Raw genomic sequence first — 15,996 nt, 5'->3', positions numbered from 1 at the left:
AGCAAACACAACGAAGCAAACGAAGACACCGAGGAGGCGGACACGTCATACGCAACCCCCCCCCCCCCCCCCCCCTCCTCCCCCCCCCCCCCCCCCCCCCCCCCCCCCCCCCCCCGGGACAGGAACTGGTCGAAGTCGTCACCGCACGGCAGCAGAAGCCGCTGCACCCGCTCGTCCGGCGGCCAGACGTCCTGGTCACGGGCGTCGTCGAAGGCGCAGAACCAGACCGAACCGATCCGGTCGCCCTTCACCTTGACGGCCAGCAGACCGCCCTGCACGAACCCGACACCCAGGTAATCCTTGGTCAGATGGTCGCGCAGACACTTGTTGACGTACACGAGGTCATTGACGGCCGCCTCGTCGCGCACGGTGAAGAACGGCTGGTCCACCAGCAGTCCGAGCTCGGCGTCGAGCGCCGCGCCGGCCGGCGCGCACCCGCCCGCCGCCTTCAGGAACGACCGGTAGGCGCCCGGCAGTCGGTAGCCGAGGTCCTCCTCGACCCCCAGCACCTGCTGCTCGGTCACCGCGACCGACGACTTCGGCAGCCCGAAGTGCGCGGGCCGCGTCTCCTGCAAAGGCCGCGTCCCCCGCTTGGAATGGTCGACCGCCGTGGTCGCGACACCACCGTGATGCCGCAGCAGCGCCTTCACCTCGACCGGCACCAACTCCAGCCGCCGGGTGCCCGCCACGTGATGCCACGTCCAGCCGTGCGGCGTCGCCACCGACGGAATCGTGTCCCACAGATCGTGCCCCGACGCGGCGAGAGCGGCGTTCGCGGAGACGTAGTCCGTCAGCCTCAACTCGTCGACGCCGAAACCCTCCGGGGGCTCGGCGATCTCCACCGCGCCGCGCGCGTAGAGCGAGAAGTCGGGATAGCCGCGCTCGTCGATCCGTACACCTCTGGGATGGCGCGCGGCCCGGACCGGATCCGGGAAGTGCACGACCTGCCCGGCGTAGGCCGCGTTGGGCGGCGCGGCTTGTCCCCCAGCCTGGCGGCTGGGAGGTGCCCCCGGCCCGAGCCGACCTGTCGTCATGGCGGTTGCCCCCTGCGGCGTTCTCAGTAGCTGGATGGAGCGCGGATGTCGACAGCCTATTCGGTTGTACGACACCGGTCACCGGGCCTCCGGTTCCGTGACCAGCCGTCACCCCGCCGTGACCGTAAGCCGAAGACCTGGCGTGTCGCGGCGCCCCAGCTATCGCTCCCGCCACCGCATTTGGCAGTCTGTCTCCGCACCGGGGGATGCACGGGAGGAAAAAGCGATCATGAACGCGACGCATACGGGCACGTCCGGGGACCCCCGGGTCGGCTGGAGCAGCGCCGAGGCGCTGCACGCCCCCACCCTGCTGTACCGCCGCGACGGCATACTTCCCACCGTCGCCGCCGCCCTCTCCGTCCGCGGCGCCACCCTCACCGGCACGGCCGCCCGCGGCGACCAGCCACCCGCTCTTCACCCGCTGGTCCAGGACTTCCTCGACACCCTCACGAACGCACAACGCGACCGCTTCACCGGCCGCTGCGCCGAGGCCATCCTGATCTCCCGGCACATCGCGACCGTCGACGCCGAACGCAGCAAGCGCGCCACCCGCAAGCCGATGACCAACGGAGAGGCCCGCAAGGCCCTCAAGGGGGCCAAGCTCACCGCGCGCCGCATCCGCGAGGACGGCGACCCACTGCACGGCAGCTTCGCCGCGCCCTGCCGCTCCTGCACGGCGCTCAGCGACCACTTCGGCGTACGCGTCGTCGACCCGGCGGCACCGGACGCCTGAACTACCCCTTTCCCGCATACGTACTGATGACGGCGTCCCGCGACGCCGATGCCCCAACCCTCGACGAACGAAGGGCAGATGCACTCCGAACGCTCCTCCTCCAGCCTCTTCTCCCCTCCCGGACAAGGGGGACCCACGTCACGCTTCCCCGAACCCGTGGACGCCGTACTGCGCTCGGCGGGATGGCAGCCGGGACGCTGGGACATAAAGCAGGCCGAGTACTGGGCCGACGAGCTGCGCGGACACGCGTCGCCGGCCGGGCACCGGCACGCCGTGTTTCCCGCGGCGGTCGAGGCATGGGCGGAGTTCGGGGGGCTGCGCGTCGGCGCGAAGGGACCCGGGCGCCAACTCGCCCCCGCCCTGCTCCATCTCGACCCCCTGCACGGGCTGCACATGGCGCGCACCCTCGGCGATCTCGGGCGCGCGCTCGACAGCGAGGTCTGCCCCCTCGGTGAGGAGTCCGACTCCCACGCCCTGCTCGCCATCGACGCCGAGGGCCGGGTCTACACCCTCGACCACACCGGCGACTGGTACCTCGGCTCCCACATCGACGCCGCCCTCACCACCCTCCTCACCGGCACGGCCCCACTCCGCCTGACCACCCCCTGACCCCGGCCGGTTTCTTTTCGCCCCCTCCGCCCCTGCCCGTCCCACCCCGGGGCTCCGGCCCCAGCCCCCGCTCCTCAAGCGCCGGAGGGGCTGAATTTTCCCCGGGCGACCACAGACCAGCCGCAGCCGGGTACGCGCGGGAGGGGACGTGCCGGTACATCAAATGCCCGCAGGCCGGACGGATCATCGCCCACGGCTGCTTCGCGACGCCGGCGGGATCCGTTCGGATGCGGGCGGATGTACCGGCCCGGCCCCGACCCACCCACCGCACCCGAACCGCGAAACGCCGGAGGCGAGCTACGCGGGGATGACCGCCGACACCCGAAACCCACCGGCGTCCGTGGGCCCCGACACGAACACACCCCCCAGAGCGGCCACCCGCTCCTTCATCCCCAGCAGCCCGTTCCCCCCACTGGGCAGCCCGACCGACGACCCCACCGCCACCTCCGGCGGACACTCGTTCTCCACCTGCATCGCGATCTCGGACACCCGATGCGCCAGCCGGACGTACGTCTTCGCCCCCGCCGCGTGCTTGTGGACGTTCGTCAACGCCTCCTGCACCACCCGGTAGGCGGTCTGCTCGATCTCCCGGGCGTACGCGCGCAGGTCCCCCTCGACCGACAGCGCCACGACCATCCCCGCCGCCGCCGACTGCCCGATCAGCTCGTCGATCTCCGCCAGACTCGGCCCCTCACCGGCCCCGGAGTCGTCCGCCGCCCGCGAGGCGGCGGCAGCCGCGGCCGCCCCCACCGCCGCCAGCGGTACCGACGGCACCCGCGCGTCCAGCCCGCCCGTACGCAGCACGCCCAGCATCTCCCGCAGCTCCGTGAGCGCCTGACGCCCCATGTCCCCCACCAGGGCGGCGTTCTTCACGGCCTTCTCGGGATCCTTCCGCGCGACCGCCTGAAGGGCGGCCGCGTGCACGACCATCAGCGAGACCCGGTGCGCGACCACGTCGTGCATCTCCCGCGCGATCCGGGTGCGCTCCTCGTTGCGCGCCCACTCCGCCCGCTCCTCGGCCCGCTCCGCGAGCAGTTGCAGCTCCCGCTCCAGCGAGTCCGCCCGCTCCCGCAGGCTCTCCATCAGCCGCCGCCTGGCCCCCATGTACAGCCCGAGCAGCACGGGCGGCGCGGTCATCCCGATCGCCGTGGTGAGGGAGGCGAACGGGACGAACCAGTCCCCCATCGCCACATCCCCGCGCACCACGCCCTGGTGCGCCCGGACGAACGTGACGATCAGCATGCCGGCGAAGGACATCCCCGCCAGCGCCGCGATGATGCGCCGCGGCAGTTCGGACGCGGCGAGCGTGTACAGCCCGACGAGTCCCATCAGGTAGCCCATCTGGGCGGGCGTGATCGCGATGGACACCAGGACGACCGCGATCGGCCACTTCCGCCGCACCAGCAGCGCGGACCCGGCGATCGTCCCGAACACGACGCCCACCGCGGCGGGCAGCCCCGCGTCGTGCGCGAAGCGGACCCCCTCGCCGCCGCACTCGACCGCGGACACCAGAGCGAGCCCCGAGTCCAGCACCGCACTACGCCATCCGACCCACCACCACGGCCCGGTCCCGGCCGCGGTGTGCTCTTCCCCCGTCGTGGTCATGCCTCCAGCCTACGGTCGCCCCCCGGCCCATTTCCGGTGAGTTTTGCCTACTGGCCTACACCACACCCCGCCATCGAACAGAAGCGAAACCTACCGATATCACTCGAACTACTGAATCGATCACCGTTCGACCTCAGAGGCCTGCATTCCGGCGCGACGGTATGCCTATGGCACATTCACTGAACAAGTACGCGGATTTCGAAGCGCTACGAGAGCAGGCGATCTCTCTGCGCAGGGCGGGACTCAGCCTCCGGCAGATCAGGGACGAACTCCAGGTCCACAACAAGGAGACCCTCCAACGCCTCGTCGCGGGCGAGCCACCCCCGGAGTGGACGAAGCGCCCGAACGCGAAGGACGACCTGCGGGCGAGGGCGCGTGAGCTGCGAGGGCAGGGCTGGACATACAGCGAGATCCAGACGGAGCTGGGCTGCTCGAAGAGTTCCGTATCACTCTGGGTACGGGATCTGGCCCATCCGGAACCCCACTGCACCCCGGAGGAGCAGCGGGCCCGCATGAACGCGGGGCTCGCACGGCTACGCGCCGAGCAGGATCAGGTACGCGAGGAAACCAAGCGGCAGGCCGCCGAGTCCGTCGGGGAACTGTCCGACCGGGAATTGTTCATGGCAGGAGTGGCCCTCTACTGGGCCGAGGGACAGAAGAGCAAGCCTTACCAGCGCCGGGAATCCGTCATCTTCATCAACAGCGACCCCGGAGTGATCCAGGTCTACCTCGCATGGCTGGATCTGCTGGACGTGCCACGAGAACGGCTGCGCTTCCGCGTCATGATCCACGAATCCGCGGATGTGGCCACCGCCGAGCAGTACTGGGCCGACCTCGTCGACATCGACGCCGCCGCCCTCCAGCCGACGACACTCAAGAAACACAATCCCAAGACTGTCCGCAAGAACGTCGGCACCGGGTACCGCGGTTGCCTCGTCATCCGGGTTCTGCAGGGGGCCGAGCTCTACTGCCGCATCGAAGGTTGGTGGGGCAGAATCGTGGCCCAGACACAGGCCCGACTCGGGTAAGGTCTCAAAGGCTATCCCCCGTGGTGTAATCGGCAACACACGTCACTTTGGATGATGTATTCCAGGTTCGAGTCCTGGCGGGGGAGCCTCGGTCGATTCGGGCCCTGACAGTGCCATCAGGGCCCTCTCCCACATGCCTCCTGATTCGCCCCGGTATCCTGCGGATGTCCACCCCCCAGCCATCCGAAGCCGAAGGGCAAACCCGTGAGCGCCAATCGCCCGGCAGCCGTCGTCGTTCTCGCAGCGGGTGAGGGCACCCGTATGAAATCGGCCACACCCAAGGTCCTGCACGACATCTGTGGACGTTCCCTCGTCGGTCATGTGCTCGCCGCCGCGCGCGAGTTGGACCCCGAGAACCTGGTCGTCGTCGTGGGGCACGCCCGCGAGAAGGTCGTCGCGCACCTCACGGAGATCGACCCGGGTGTCCGGACCGCGGTGCAGGCCGAGCAGAACGGCACCGGGCACGCCGTACGGATGGGCCTCGAAGAGCTCGGCGAGGGCGTGGACGGCACGGTCGTCGTGGTCTGCGGCGACACCCCCCTGCTCAGCGGTGAGACCCTGCTCGCGCTCGCCTCGGCCCACAGCGCCGACGGCAACGCCGTCACCGTGCTGACCGCCGAGGTCCCCGACGCCACCGGCTACGGCCGCATCGTGCGGGACGGCGCCAGCGGCGCGGTCACCGCGATCGTCGAGCACAAGGACGCGAGCGACTCGCAGCGCGCGATCCGTGAGATCAACTCGGGTGTCTTCGCGTTCGACGGACAGCTCCTCGCCGACGCGCTCGGCAAGGTGCGGACGGACAACAGCCAGGGCGAGGAGTACCTGACGGACGTCCTCGGGATCCTGCGCGAGGCCGGTCACCGCGTCGGTGCCGCCGTCGCCGCCGACCACCGCGAGATCGCCGGCATCAACAACCGCGTACAGCTCGCCGAGGCCCGCCGCATCCTGAACGACCGGCTGCTCACCCGGGCCATGCTGGCCGGCGTCAGCGTCATCGACCCCGCGACGACCTTCGTCGACGTGACGGTCACCTTCGAGCAGGACGCGATCGTGCACCCGGGCACCCAGCTCCAGGGCGCCACGCATCTGGCCGAGGGCGCCGAGGTCGGGCCCAACTGCCGCCTGAAGGACACCCGGGTGGGCGCCGGCGCGCGGATCGACAACACCGTGGCCGACACCGCCGAGGTGGGTCCGCAGGCCAGTGTCGGGCCGTTCGCGTATCTCCGTCCGGGAACGCGGATCGGCCTGAAGGCGAAGGTCGGTACGTACGTCGAGACGAAGAACGCGACGATCGGCGAGGGCACGAAGGTCCCGCACCTGTCGTACGTGGGCGACGCGACGATCGGCGAGTACTCGAACATCGGTGCCGCCAGCGTCTTCGTGAACTACGACGGACAGGACAAGCACCACACGACGATCGGCTCGCACTGCCGTACGGGTTCGGACAACATGTTTGTGGCTCCTGTCACGGTCGGGGACGGCGCGTACACCGCGGCGGGCTCGGTCATCACCAAGGACGTGCCGCCCGGTTCGCTGGCCGTGGCCCGTGGCCAGCAGCGGAATATCGAGGGCTGGGTGGCCCGCAAGCGTCCCGGAAGCGCGGCGGCGAAGGCCGCGGAGACCGCTTCCCGGGAGCCGGAAGGCGAAGGCTGACCGGAAATCGGCACGTCCGGGACGGCGTACCGTGATAAGTGCACACCCGCACCCCAGCTGAGAAGGCCTCTCGCAACCCAGCTGAGAAGACCTCTCCGCCCACTGAGATGACCTCTGAGGAGACAGTGCTGTGACCGGGATCAAGACGACCGGCGAGAAGAAGATGATGTTCTTCTCCGGCCGCGCCCACCCCGAGCTTGCCCAGGAGGTCGCCCACAAGCTGGGTGTCGGGGTCGTCCCGACGAAGGCCTTCGACTTCGCGAACGGCGAGATCTACATCCGCTACCAGGAGTCCGCCCGGGGCGCCGACTGCTTCCTGATGCAGAGCCACACGGCTCCGATCAACAAGTGGATCATGGAACAGTTGATCATGATCGACGCCCTGAAGCGGGCCTCCGCCCGGAGCATCACGGTGATCGTGCCCTTCTACGGTTACGCCCGTCAGGACAAGAAGCACCGCGGACGTGAACCGATCTCGGCGCGTCTGATCGCGGACCTGATGAGCACGGCCGGTGCGGACCGCATCCTCACGGTCGATCTGCACACGGACCAGATCCAGGGCTTCTTCGACGGTCCGGTGGACCATCTGTTCGCGCTGCCGATCCTCGCGGACTACGTGGGCGCCAAGGTCGACAAGTCCAAGCTGACGGTCGTCTCCCCGGACGCCGGCCGCGTGCGGGTCGCCGACCGCTGGTGCGACCGCCTCGACGCTCCGCTGGCCATCGTGCACAAGCGCCGCGACAAGGACGTCGCCAACAAGGTCACCGTCCACGAGGTGGTCGGTGACGTCGAGGGCCGCGTCTGTGTGCTCGTCGACGACATGATCGACACCGGTGGCACCATCTGCGCCGCCGCCGACGCGCTCTTCGCGCACGGCGCGGAGGACGTCATCGTGACGGCCACGCACGGCGTGCTCTCCGGCCCGGCGGCCGACCGTCTGAAGAACTCCAAGGTCAGCGAGTTCATCTTCACGGACACCCTGCCCACCCCGGGCGAGCTGGAGCTCGACAAGATCACGGTGCTCTCGATCGCGCCGACGATCGCGAACGCGGTGCGTGAGGTCTTCGAGGACGGCTCGGTCACGAGCCTGTTCGAGGAGCAGTAGGCCCCCGGTCCCGCCGGTCGCCTAGATCGATTTCATGTACGGCCTCCCCGCCCCGTAAGCTGTCACAGTTGCTCGGCGAGGGAGGCCGCACTTTTCTGTGCGGCGGTCCGTTATCGACGCGCTCTTCGTAGCAGGCCGATGGTTCGGCCGGGTGACCTCTTTCCCCAGGATCTACGAGGAGTGAAAATGTCCGAGGTCAAGCTCGCCGCCGAGACCCGCACCGAGTTCGGCAAGGGCGCCGCCCGCCGCATCCGCCGCGAGGCCAAGGTCCCCGCCGTCGTCTACGGTCACGGCACCGAGCCGCTCCACATCACGCTCCCGGGCCACGAGCTGCAGCTCGCCCTGCGTACCGCGAACGTCCTGCTCACCCTGGACCTTGAGGGCAAGACCCAGCTCGCGATCCCGAAGGCCGTCCAGCGTGACGCCATCAAGGGCAGCCTCGACCACGTCGACCTGCTCCTCGTGAAGAGCGGCGAGAAGGTCACCGTCGAGGTCTTCGTGCACACCGAGGGCGAGCTGGCCCCGGGCAGCTTCCTCCTCGAGAACGTGCTGAACACCCTGACGGTCGAGGCCGAGGCCACCCACATCCCGGAGTCGGTCACCGTCTCCATCCAGGGCCTGGAGGCCGGTGCCTCCATCCACGCCAAGGACATCAAGCTCCCCAAGGGCACCACGCTGGCGATCGACGAGGACGCGGTCGTCATCCAGGTCCTGTCGGCGCAGGCCGAGGAGCCGGCCGCCGAGGGCGAGACCGCGGCCGCCGAGGCCTGATCCCCCCGGGAATCTTCATCTGTGTCAGCCGCCGCTCCTTCGGGAGCGGCGGCTGCCGCGTATCAAGGACACATGGGAGACACGGACGTGACGACCGACGCCAACGCGCCCTGGCTGATCGTGGGCCTCGGCAACCCGGGCCCCGAGTACGCCATGAACCGGCACAACGTGGGCTTCATGGTGGCCGATCTGCTGGCGGAGCGGATCGGCGGGAAGTTCAAGCGGGCGGGCAAGGCGCAGGCGCAGGTGATCGAGGGGCGGATCGGACCGCCCGGTCCGGCGAACCGCCGGGTGATCCTGGCCAAGCCGATGTCGTACATGAACCTGTCGGGTGGCCCGGTGACCGCGCTGCGGGACTTCTACAAGGTGCCGACGGCGAACATCGTGGCGGTCCATGACGAGCTCGACATCGACTACGGCGTGCTGCGGCTGAAGCTGGGCGGCGGCGACAACGGCCACAACGGGCTGAAGTCCATGACGAAGGCGATGGGCGCGGACTATCACCGGGTGCGGTTCGGCATCGGGCGCCCTCCGGGCCGTATGCAGGTCGCGGACTTCGTACTGAAGGACTTCGCGTCGGCCGAGCGCAAGGAGCTGGACTACTTCGTGGACCGGGCGGCGGACGCGGCGCAGTGCCTGGTGATCGAGGGCCTGGAACGGGCCCAGAGCACGTACAACTCCTGAGGGACGGCCCGGGAGCCCGCGCGGGACGGCCGGGCGGTCGATGTACTCGTACAACTGCCGACTTGTCCCCCACCGGAGTTGACCGAGCGCGCGGCCATGGCCAATGATCCCCGCCATGCGTGCCGTCACCTCCAGTCAGAGCGTGTACGCGGCGCTGCGGTTCGGGCAGCTCGCGGCGATGGGCCTGGTCACCGGGCTCATCCTGATCGCGGGCGTCTGGGCCTCCTGGGGCACCGCGCAGCACGTGATGCTGAGCAAGGGCCGGGAGCAGGGCACGATCGCCGTGCGGGCCTGCTCGGGCGAGGTGTGCACGGGGCCGTACACGCCGCTGTCGCCGGGTTCACGGGCGCGGGCCCGCGTCGTCATCGACCAGTCGGTGGCGGTGAAGAAGGGCCGGACGTACACGGTCACGGTGAAGCCCGGCAGCGACGAGGTCGTCCGCAGTGGTCCGGCCGGCCTGCTGTACGCCTGGGTCCCGCTCGCGGGCGCCCTGCTGCTCGCCTCGGTGGTGGTCGCGGGCGGTCTGCGGCTGACCCGCGTGGCCTGGCTGATGGCGGGCACGGGGATCGCCCTGCTGACGGCCGCCTTCCTGACTCTCTAGGACCACGTTCCTGGCCCTGTGGGCACACCCTCCCCTGCCCCGCAGGCGCCCGCGCAGACACGTGAAGGCGCCCTCCGCGCTCGTACGGACACGAGTGCGGAGGGCGCCTTCATGTGTGCTCAGCCGGTGTTGCGCAGTCCCGCCGCCACACCGTTGACCGTCAGCAGCAGGGCCCGCGAGAGCAGCGGGTCCGGGTGCTGTCCCGCCGCCGCCTCGTCGCGCTGGCGCTTGAGGAGGGCGACCTGGAGGTAGGAGATCGGGTCCAGGTAGGCGTCGCGGATGGCGAAGGTCTGCTGGAGCACCGGTTGGGTGTCGAGCAGCTTCTCCCCGCCGGTGATGCGCAGCACCTCGCGCACGGTGAGCTCGTGCTCGGCCTCGATGACGTCGAACACGTGCTTGAGCTCGTCGGGGACGAGGGTGTCGACGTAGTGGCGGGCGATCCGCAGATCGGTCTTCGCGAGGGTCATCTCGACGTTCGAGAGGAAGTTCCGGAAGAAGTGCCACTGCCCGTGCATCTCGTCGAGCACGGTGTCCAGGCCCGCTTCGCGCAGTGCCTTGAGGCCGGAGCCGACGCCGAACCAGCCGGGCACGATCTGCCGGGACTGGGTCCAGCCGAAGACCCACGGGATGGCGCGCAGGCCGTCGAGCGAGACGCCCGAGCCGGGGCGGCGGGAGGGCCGCGAGCCCAGGTGCAGGTCGGCGAGCTGGTCGACCGGCGTGGAGGCGAGGAAGTACGTCGGCAGGTCCGGGTCCTCGACGAGCCGCCGGTAGGCGGAGTGGGCGGCGTCGGAGACGACGTCCATCGCCGCGTCCCAGCGGGCCAGCGCCTCGTCGGACTGGCGGGGCGCGGTGTGCAGGGCGGACGCCTGGAGGGTGGCGGCGACCGTCAGTTCCAGGTTCTCGCGGGCCAGCGAGGGGACCAGGTACTTGTCGGAGATGACCTCGCCCTGCTCGGTCACCTTGATCTCGCCCTCCAGGGTGCCCCAGGGTTGCGCGAGGATCGCGTCGTGCGAGGGGCCGCCGCCGCGGCCGACGGTGCCGCCGCGGCCGTGGAAGAGGCGCAGGCGTACGCCGTAGCGGTGGGCGACGTCGCGCAGCCGGCGCTGGGCGCGGTGGATCTCCCACTGCGAGGTGGTGATGCCGCCGAACTTCGAGGAGTCGGAGTAGCCGAGCATGACCTCCTGGACGTCCCCGCGCAGTGCCACCAGACGGCGGTACGAGGGGTCGGAGAGCATGTCCTCCAGGATCGTGTCCGCGGCCTTGAGCTCGTCGGTGGTCTCCAGGAGCGGCACGATGCCGATCTTCGCCCAGCCGGCGTGCAGGTCGAGCAGTCCGGCCTCGCGGGCGAGGACGGCGGCGGCGAAGACGTCGTCGGCGCCCTGGCACATCGAGATGATGTACGACTCGATGACCTCGGGCCCGAAGATCTTCAGGGCGCGCTTGACGGTCTCGAAGACCCCGAGGGTCTTGTGGCCGGCGGCGTCCAGCGGCGCGGGGGTCGGGGCGAGCGGGCGCCGGGAGCGCAGTTCCTTGGCGAGGAGCTTGGCGCGGTAGTCGCGCGGCATGTCCACGTAGCGCCAGGACTCCTCGCCGAGGCGGTCGAAGAGCTGGCCGAGGGCGTGGTGGTGGGCGTCCGCGTGCTCGCGTACGTCCATGGTGGCGAGCTGGAGGCCGAAGGCGGCCAGCGTGCGGATGGTGCGGTTCATGCGGCCGTCGGCGATCAGGCCGCCGCGGTGCTCGCGCAGCGAGGTCTGGATGAGCTTGAGGTCGCGCAGCAGCTCGGCGGTGCCGAGGTAGTCGCGGCCGTCCTCGTGGGGCGTGCCCTTGGCCAGCCGGAGCTTGGTGTTCTCCAGCTTCTGCCGGACGCAGGTGGCCTTGAGGCGGTAGGGCTCCTCGGCGTTGAGGCGCTTGTAGCGGGGACTGATCTCCGGCAGGCGCTCCAGGTCGGTCTGGAGGGATTCGAGCAGGTCCTCCGTCGCGCCGGTGTAGCGGATGGAGTTCGACAGGAAGCCCCGGAGCTCGTCGATGAGTTCCAGGGCGTCGTTGATGCCGTGCTCGTGCTGGAGGATCAGGACGTCCCAGGTGACGTCGGGGGTGACGTTCGGGTTGCCGTCGCGGTCGCCGCCGATCCAGGTGCCGAAGGTGAGGGGCCGGGTCTCGTCCGGAAGGACGACGCCGACCCGCTCCAGTTCGGCGGTGAGGTCCTCCAGGACGTCGCCGACGGCGCCGGCGTGCAGCTCGTCCAGGTAGTAGATGGCGTTGCGTGCCTCGTCGGCGGGCTCCGGGCGGACGACCCGGAGTTCGTCCGTCTGCCACACCAGGTCGATGTTCTCGGCGAGGCGGGTGTCGTAGCGGCGGCGGTCGGCCTCGATGACCGGGGTCTCCAGGAGCGCGGCGATCCGCCGCAGCTTGTTGAGGACCGAGCGCCGGGCCGCCTCCGTGGGGTGGGCGGTGAACACCGGGCGCACGTTGAGGTTCTTGACCGTCTGGCGCAGGTGCTCGGGGTCGGCGTCCTTGAGCCGGTCGGCCGTACGGGCGAGGAGGCCGCCCTCGGCGGCGCGCTTGGCGCGCAGCTCGCGTCCGCGGTGCACCTGCTCGGTGACGTTGGCGAGGTGGAAGTAGGTCGAGAAGGCGCGGACCAGCTTGGCGGCGGTCTCCAGCTCGGTGCCGCGCAGCAGCTCGGCGGCGGCCTCGCCGTCCTCGCGGGTCAGGCGGCGGACCTTCTCGACCAGTTCCAGGAGCTCGGGGCCCTCCTGACGTACGAGGGTCTCACCGAGCAGATCGCCCAGGCGGCGGATGTCGGCGCGCAGTTCGCTGCTGGTCGTCGTGGTCTGGTCGTCGGCACTGCTCACAGGTGCGGCTCCTTGCAGTGTTGAAGCTCGTCTGAAGAGTGGGGAATCTCGTCTGAAGCTCGTCTGGGAGGGAACCCGGGTGGCGACCGCGCGCGGCGGGTGCCGCTTAGGGAGGTGGCATCCGGGAAGAAATCAGAACGGACCGCGCTGTCCGACCGACTCCAAGGATAGGTGTCCCCTCGGACGCGCAGGCTCACGGGCTCTTGCCGCCGGGCTACGCGCTGACATACTTACGACGCCGTAGGTTACGGACCCGTAGGTATTCCCGTTGGACGACGGGGGCACCCTGGGTTCGCACCCGGACACCCTTCCCCGCCCTTCCTCATCCTCGAACCCCACAGGGGACGCCCATGACCACGAGTTCCGATGTGATCGACGACGCCCCGCGGGCGGACAACGACGACACCTCGCTCATCGCCGCCACCCTCGGCGGCGAGAAGAAGGGGTCGCTCGAACAGATCACTCTTCTTCTCTTCATCGCTGTCCCGTTCCTGGCGCTGCTCGCGGCGGTGCCGCTGGTCTGGGGCTGGGGGGTGAGCTGGCTGGATCTCGGCCTGATGGTCTTCTTCTACTACCTGGGATGCCACGGCGTCACGATCGGCTACCACCGCTACTTCACGCACGGCTCCTTCAAGGCGAAGCAGCCGCTGCGGATCGCGATCGCCGTCGCGGGTTCCATGGCGGTCGAGGGCCCTCTCGTGCGCTGGGTCGCCGATCACCGCAAGCACCACAAGTTCTCCGACGCGGAGGGTGACCCGCATTCGCCGTGGCGTTACGGCGAGACGGTTCCGGCGCTGATGAAGGGCCTGTGGTGGGCGCACATCGGATGGATGTTCGACGAGGAGCGGACCTCTCAGGAGAAGTACGCGCCGGATCTGGTCAAGGACCCGGTGATCCGGGCGATCTCGCGTCAGTTCCTCTTCTGGACCCTGCTCTCGCTGGCCCTGCCGCCGCTGATCGGCGGTCTGGCGACGATGTCGTGGTGGGGGGCGTTCACCGGATTCTTCTGGGGCTCCCTCGTCCGGGTGGCCCTGCTGCACCATGTGACCTGGTCGATCAACTCGATCTGCCACGCGATCGGCAAGCGCCCCTTCAAGTCGCGTGACCGCTCGGGCAACGTGTGGTGGCTGGCGGTGCTCTCGTGCGGCGAGTCCTGGCACAACCTGCACCACGCCGACCCGACGTCGGCCCGGCACGGTGTGGACCGTGGCCAGATCGACTCATCGGCCCGGATCATCCGCTGGTGCGAGCAGCTCGGCTGGGCGTACGACGTGCGCTGGCCTTCACGCTCGCGTATCGATTCGCGCCGCAGCGACGACGGGAACAGCTCCCGGCGCAAGACGGAAACCGCTGAAGCGGCATGATTGACGGCGTGGCGACCGACTCCAGCAGCACCCCGAGCAGCAGTGAAAAGCCGCGGCGTGCGCGCCGCACCCGCATGACCGGCGCCGAGCGCCGTCAGCAGCTGCTGGAGATCGGCCGCACCCTGTTCGCGGCCAAGGGCTTCGAGGGCACGTCGGTGGAGGAGATCGCGGCCAAGGCCGGGGTCTCCAAGCCGGTGGTCTACGAGCACTTCGGCGGCAAGGAGGGCCTGTACGCGGTGGTGGTGGACCGCGAGATGCGCCGGCTGCTGGAGATGGTGACCGGTTCGCTGACGGCGGGCCATCCGCGCGAGCTGTGCGAGCAGGCCGCGTTCGCCCTCCTGGACTACATCGAGGAGTACACGGACGGCTTCCGGATCCTGGTCCGCGACTCCCCGATCCCCCAGTCGACGGGTTCGTTCGCGTCGCTGATCTCGGACATCGCCACCCAGGTGGAGGACATCCTGGGCCGCGAGTTCAAGAGCCGCGGCTTCGACTCGAAGCTGGCGCCGCTGTACGCCCAGGCCCTGGTCGGCATGGTCGCGCTGACGGGCCAGTGGTGGCTGGACGTCCGCAAGCCGCGCAAGGCGGAGGTGGCCGCGCATCTGGTGAATCTGGCGTGGCACGGTCTGGACGGCCTGGAGCCGAAGCCGCGGCTGATAGGGCATCGCAAGGCCTAGAGAGCGCGGGCCCTCGCGAGGGCGACGAAGGGCCCCGGGGAGCTGAAGCCGAGCCCCCGGGGCCCTTCGTCATGTGCGGACGAGCGGTTCCAGGAATTCGAGGCGGTTGCCGACCGGGTCCTCGGAGAAGAAGCGCCGGTGGCCGGGCAGCTCCTCGTCCCAGGTGACGGGGGCGCCGGTGGCCGCGATCCGTGCGGCGCAGGCGTCGATGCCGGTGACGCGCAGTCCGGGGTGGGCCTTCCTCGCGGGACGGAAGGGGTCCTCGATCCCGAGGTGCAGGTGGACGTCTCCCGCCCGGAACCAGCAGCCCCCGCGGGCGGCGAGGACGGGCGGCTTGGGGATCCCGGTCATGCCGAGGGCGTCGACGTAGTACGCGCGCAGGCGGTCCTCGGAGCCCGGCGGGGCGGCGAGCTGGACATGGTCGAGGGCGGCGAGCATCAGGCCTCCTTCCGGGCCACGGCGAACAGCCGCCGGAACGGCAGCACCGTGCCGTACGGCTCGGCCGGGTAGGCGTCGCGCAGCAGGTCGCGGTATTCGGCGACGAAGGCGTCCAGGGCCTCGGGATCGTCCGCGAGGGCCGTCAGCACGGGCCTCAGCGCGGTCCCCTTCGCCCAGTCGAGCACCGGGTCCTGTCCGGTCAGCAGTTGCAGGTACGTCGTCTCCCAGACGTCCGTCCGGCAGCCGAGGTCCTCCAGCCGGTCGAGGTAGACGAGCGGGTCGTGGACCGAGTCCGTGCGGCGCGGGGTGTCGCCGAGGCGGCCCTTCCAGCGCGGGGAGGCGACGAGTTCGCGCAGCAGGACGTGCAGCGGGGCGTCGGTGTTCCGGGGCATCTGGAAGGCGAGGGTGCCGCCGGGCGCGAGCGCGTCGAGCCAGCCGGGGAAGGACTCCAGGTGTCCCGGCACCCACTGGAGCGCGGCGTTCGAGGTGATCAGGTCGTACGTCTCGGTGGGGGCCCAGCCGGTGAGGTCGGCGTGGGCGAAGTCGAGGCGTCCGCCGCCGGCCGTGGGACCGGCGTGCTCCTCGGTCCGGGCGAGCATGTCGGCGGAGTTGTCGTAGCCGGTGATGCGGGCGGTGGGCCAGCGGTCGGCGAGCTGGACGGTGACGTTGCCGGGGCCGCAGCCGAGGTCGGCGATGCGGGCCGGGTCGCCGGGGAGTTCCGGGACCTGGGCGAGGAGGTCGGCGAAGGGGCGGGCTCGGTGCCGGGAGTGGCGCAGATACTGGCCGGGGTCCCAGGTGGGGGTGGTGGCAGCCATGGGGTGGCCTCCTCGAAAGTCGGCGGA

The 15,996-nt window shown here is 70.2% G+C and carries 15 protein-coding genes and 1 tRNA gene; 11 read left to right on the top strand and 5 right to left on the bottom strand.

Translation table 11 applies throughout. The features are described 5' to 3' along the window. Window positions 1–1,034 (bottom strand): SMI1/KNR4 family protein (locus ACZ6KY_RS31740; RefSeq protein ID WP_469313707.1); only part of this gene is annotated, 1,034 nt, incomplete at its 3' end. Window positions 1,035–1,263: 229 nt separating this feature from the next. On the opposite strand from ACZ6KY_RS31740, the gene ACZ6KY_RS31735 reads away from it, so the two are divergent. Together ACZ6KY_RS31735 and ACZ6KY_RS31730 are read left to right on the top strand one after the other, a co-directional pair. After that, complete coding sequence (locus ACZ6KY_RS31735; protein WP_469313706.1) at window positions 1,264–1,767, top strand: YwqJ-related putative deaminase; 504 nt, start codon at window positions 1,264–1,266, stop codon at window positions 1,765–1,767. A 78-nt stretch (window positions 1,768–1,845) separates the two neighbouring features. Next, window positions 1,846–2,376, top strand: coding sequence for an SUKH-3 domain-containing protein (locus ACZ6KY_RS31730; protein WP_469313705.1), 531 nt, complete (start codon window positions 1,846–1,848; stop codon window positions 2,374–2,376). A gap of 297 nt (window positions 2,377–2,673) precedes the next feature. On the opposite strand, the gene ACZ6KY_RS31725 is transcribed toward ACZ6KY_RS31730, so the two are convergent. After that, complete coding sequence (locus ACZ6KY_RS31725) at window positions 2,674–3,981, bottom strand: sensor histidine kinase (RefSeq protein ID WP_469313704.1); 1,308 nt, start codon at window positions 3,979–3,981, stop codon at window positions 2,674–2,676. Window positions 3,982–4,148: 167 nt separating this feature from the next. Between ACZ6KY_RS31725 and ACZ6KY_RS31720 the strand changes: the two genes are divergently transcribed. From ACZ6KY_RS31720 to ACZ6KY_RS31690, 7 genes are all read left to right on the top strand, one after another. After that, window positions 4,149–5,009: a helix-turn-helix domain-containing protein gene (locus ACZ6KY_RS31720; RefSeq protein ID WP_469313703.1), complete on the top strand. Its 861-nt coding sequence runs from the start codon at window positions 4,149–4,151 to the stop codon at window positions 5,007–5,009. Between the two features lie 14 nt (window positions 5,010–5,023). Continuing rightward, window positions 5,024–5,095: transfer RNA gene (locus ACZ6KY_RS31715), tRNA-Gln, on the top strand. A 118-nt stretch (window positions 5,096–5,213) separates the two neighbouring features. Beyond that, window positions 5,214–6,662: a bifunctional UDP-N-acetylglucosamine diphosphorylase/glucosamine-1-phosphate N-acetyltransferase GlmU gene (gene glmU, locus ACZ6KY_RS31710; protein WP_469313702.1), complete on the top strand. Its 1,449-nt coding sequence runs from the start codon at window positions 5,214–5,216 to the stop codon at window positions 6,660–6,662. Between the two features lie 130 nt (window positions 6,663–6,792). Next, window positions 6,793–7,767 (top strand): ribose-phosphate diphosphokinase, encoded by a 975-nt coding sequence (locus tag ACZ6KY_RS31705; protein WP_469313701.1) that lies wholly within the window; start codon window positions 6,793–6,795, stop codon window positions 7,765–7,767. Window positions 7,768–7,953: 186 nt separating this feature from the next. After that, window positions 7,954–8,538: a 50S ribosomal protein L25/general stress protein Ctc gene (locus tag ACZ6KY_RS31700; protein WP_469313700.1), complete on the top strand. Its 585-nt coding sequence runs from the start codon at window positions 7,954–7,956 to the stop codon at window positions 8,536–8,538. 72 nt (window positions 8,539–8,610) lie between these two features. Continuing rightward, window positions 8,611–9,222, top strand: coding sequence for an aminoacyl-tRNA hydrolase (gene pth / locus ACZ6KY_RS31695; protein ID WP_469313699.1), 612 nt, complete (start codon window positions 8,611–8,613; stop codon window positions 9,220–9,222). A gap of 103 nt (window positions 9,223–9,325) precedes the next feature. Continuing rightward, on the top strand, window positions 9,326–9,823 hold the full coding sequence (locus tag ACZ6KY_RS31690) for a hypothetical protein (RefSeq protein WP_469313698.1): 498 nt from the start codon (window positions 9,326–9,328) through the stop codon (window positions 9,821–9,823). A 119-nt stretch (window positions 9,824–9,942) separates the two neighbouring features. Here ACZ6KY_RS31690 and ppc read toward each other — a convergent pair whose 3' ends face one another. Further along, window positions 9,943–12,675, bottom strand: a complete 2,733-nt coding sequence (gene ppc, locus ACZ6KY_RS31685) for a phosphoenolpyruvate carboxylase (protein WP_469313697.1) — start codon at window positions 12,673–12,675, stop codon at window positions 9,943–9,945. Window positions 12,676–13,025: 350 nt separating this feature from the next. Between ppc and ACZ6KY_RS31680 the strand changes: the two genes are divergently transcribed. Together ACZ6KY_RS31680 and ACZ6KY_RS31675 are read left to right on the top strand one after the other, a co-directional pair. Next, a complete protein-coding gene (locus ACZ6KY_RS31680) occupies window positions 13,026–14,039 on the top strand; it encodes an acyl-CoA desaturase (RefSeq protein ID WP_469313696.1) in 1,014 nt (337 codons plus the stop codon). Next, window positions 14,036–14,716 carry a TetR/AcrR family transcriptional regulator gene (locus tag ACZ6KY_RS31675; RefSeq protein ID WP_469313695.1) on the top strand — a complete coding sequence of 227 codons (681 nt, stop codon included), beginning with the start codon at window positions 14,036–14,038 and terminating at the stop codon, window positions 14,714–14,716. The genes ACZ6KY_RS31680 and ACZ6KY_RS31675 overlap by 4 nt, the downstream gene beginning before the upstream one ends. A gap of 69 nt (window positions 14,717–14,785) precedes the next feature. Here the strand turns inward: ACZ6KY_RS31675 and ACZ6KY_RS31670 are convergent, their stop codons facing one another. Together ACZ6KY_RS31670 and ACZ6KY_RS31665 are read right to left on the bottom strand one after the other, a co-directional pair. Beyond that, window positions 14,786–15,154, bottom strand: coding sequence for a VOC family protein (locus ACZ6KY_RS31670; RefSeq protein WP_469313694.1), 369 nt, complete (start codon window positions 15,152–15,154; stop codon window positions 14,786–14,788). After that, entirely contained in the window at window positions 15,154–15,969 is an 816-nt protein-coding gene (locus ACZ6KY_RS31665; protein ID WP_469313693.1) for a trans-aconitate 2-methyltransferase, read from the bottom strand. The genes ACZ6KY_RS31670 and ACZ6KY_RS31665 overlap by 1 nt, the downstream gene beginning before the upstream one ends. Between the last annotated feature and the right edge of the window lie 27 nt (window positions 15,970–15,996).

It is taken from the genome of Streptomyces sp. NPDC042002 (assembly GCF_055588305.1).
The sequence above is the reverse complement of the archived record's forward strand: the minus strand, read 5'-3'. Positions and strand labels throughout refer to the sequence as shown.